Source organism: Moorena producens 3L (genome assembly GCF_000211815.1).
In the GTDB taxonomy this organism is placed as follows: domain Bacteria; phylum Cyanobacteriota; class Cyanobacteriia; order Cyanobacteriales; family Coleofasciculaceae; genus Moorena; species Moorena producens.
Genome location: NZ_GL890840.1, coordinates 442,968 through 445,176, shown reverse-complemented (window position 1 = coordinate 445,176; position 2,209 = coordinate 442,968). Strand labels below are relative to the sequence as shown.

General features: G+C 44.4%; 2 protein-coding genes and 2 pseudogenes. 3 read left to right on the top strand and 1 reads right to left on the bottom strand.

The window, feature by feature from the left end:
- Positions 1-3: 3 nt before the first annotated feature.
- The 3 genes and pseudogenes from LYNGBM3L_RS48475 to LYNGBM3L_RS38040 all read left to right on the top strand — a co-directional run.
- A pseudogene (locus LYNGBM3L_RS48475) lies at positions 4-159 on the top strand (group II intron maturase-specific domain-containing protein); the annotation flags it as partial.
- 42 nt (positions 160-201) lie between these two features.
- Entirely contained in the window at positions 202-573 is a 372-nt protein-coding gene (locus LYNGBM3L_RS47110) for an HNH endonuclease (protein ID WP_008181311.1), read from the top strand.
- A gap of 96 nt (positions 574-669) precedes the next feature.
- Positions 670-981 (top strand): annotated as a pseudogene (locus LYNGBM3L_RS38040) (zinc ribbon domain-containing protein); the annotation flags it as partial.
- Between the two features lie 3 nt (positions 982-984).
- Here the strand turns inward: LYNGBM3L_RS38040 and LYNGBM3L_RS08280 are convergent.
- Entirely contained in the window at positions 985-2,079 is a 1,095-nt protein-coding gene (locus tag LYNGBM3L_RS08280) for an HAD family hydrolase (protein WP_229414373.1), read from the bottom strand.
- Between the last annotated feature and the right edge of the window lie 130 nt (positions 2,080-2,209).

Below are 2,209 nucleotides of genomic sequence, written 5' to 3'. Positions count from 1 at the left end.
TTAATAAGCCATCTTAAACCCCTTATAAACGGATGGTGTAATTATTACAAATCTGTATGTAGTAAAGACACTTTCAACAGTTTAGGGTATAGGCTTTGGAACAAACTTCAGAGATGGGGATATAGGAGACCCCCTAATAAATCAAAGACCTGGGTAGCTAAGAAGTATTGGGGAACCATCGATGAGGATAGGTGGACTTTCATGAAAGATGTGAACCATTTTCTCCCGAAGCATAGCAAAACGGAGATAGTCAGACACAAGAAAGTCCAAGATATAAGAAGTCCCTATGATGGAGACCTAATCTATTGGAGTACCAGAATGAGAAAGCATCCTGAGATGACCACTCAGAAGGGAAGGCTTTTAGAACGGCAAGAAGGGAAATGCGCTCATTGTGGTCTTACTTTCAGGGATGGCGACTTATTAGAAAAACACCACATCTTACCACGTGCTCTAGGAGGTAATAATAAGGATGAGAATCTGGAGTTATTACACCTACACTGCCACGATGCAAAACACGGAAAGAGAATAAACACCTCAAGTCTAGATGACAATCCGTTAATGAGGTACCAATGACAATGGTTCCTATGATGAGGAGCCGTGTGATGTGAAAATGTCACGCACGGTTCTGAAGACGAGTCAGTGGGGTGATTCACTGGCTTAGTTTAATAATGGTTGGAGCATTTTGGTCAGAAGTTTGGCAGAGTCACTGTTGCAGTGAATCCTGCTTATACAAGCCAAAACTGCTCAGAATGCGGCGAGGTAGTAAAAAAGTCACTATCAACCAGAACCCACGTCTGCGAATGTGGCTGTGAACTAGACCGTGACCACAACGCCGCGATCAATATTTTAAAGAGAGCCTTGGGTACGGTGGGGCACACCGGAACCTGGATCATAGATCCCAACGCTTCGGGAGATCTGACCTCTACTGTTCTTGGTTCCGGCCAGGTTCAGCAAGTCGGGTCGTTGAGCGAAGAATCCCCGGGTCTAATGACCGGGGAGTGTCAAGAAATCCTCTTTCATACTGATAACTGTCCAACCACGAGCGTCGGCCTCCCGGAGAGCATTCTCGGCACCTGTATCGTATACATATTCCCGGGGATCATCGTGGTGAACCAACATCATCAAAGCTGGACCGTCTTGCTCGTCAGTGTACTGAAGCATTTCTAAATCACCATCGGAATTACCAACGGTCATAATTGGTTTTTTACCAATGTAGCGGTCAATGTCCACTACTTTACCTTCGTTATTATTAATCGGTTTGACCAGTATTGGTGTCTTAACCAAAACATGAGAGCCATCGTCTTTAGTAATAAACTTGGTTTGGACGGTGGTACCAATAATATTTTCAGGGGGAACACCGTAGGCATCTTCGGCATAGGAGCGAATGAAATCAAGTCCCGCCCCAGAACAAATATAAACCTTGAAATCATTACTCCTAAGATAATTGACCAGTTCAACCATGGGCTGGTAAGTCACCTTTATGTATGGAATACCAAAGTCTGGATGCTTTGAATTATCCAGAAAAAACCTCGCCTTCTGTTTATATTCTTCCGGTGTTAATCCCTGCAGTTTCAGGTCTTCAAAAATGGCATTCCTTTTATTTGAAAAGGCATTCCCTAGCATATCTTTGATAAATAACCCGTAAATATTTTTGGGTTTTTCATTCCACAGGGTTCCATCATTATCAAAGACCGCGATGCGATCGCCTTGACGAACGTAGTTATCACTGTTGGGGTTGGTAACCTCTTGCACAAAGTCAAAAATCGTTTGCTTAGCCGCACCCTGATTCCAAGACAGTAAGGGGTCATAGTCCGCAGCAGCAGGGGGACATCCCACAAAGCCTCCTAGGCAAAACACTGATAAGAGAATCGATAGGAAAACTAAGAACGTTCTTTTTTTCATAATTAAGGCTTTTCGGGTGTAATTGCTGATCCGCTTCAAGGCAAACAACGCTATTTTTACCGACCAAACCAATCTTGTCAATATAGCGCTACGCCCAAGGCAAAAGGCAAAAGGCAAGAGGCAAAAGTTGACGTGCATTAGCGCACCGAGGGAGTAGGTTTTTACATTTAGAGTCAAAGGGAGAGTGTGGGATTCCCGATTCCCTGTTCCCTAAAAACTAAGAACGAAAGTACCTAACAGCAATTGCAAACCGCTGACCCCTGGAAGCTGACCGCTGATTGCTGTTAGCGCAGCGTCTGCGTAGGGC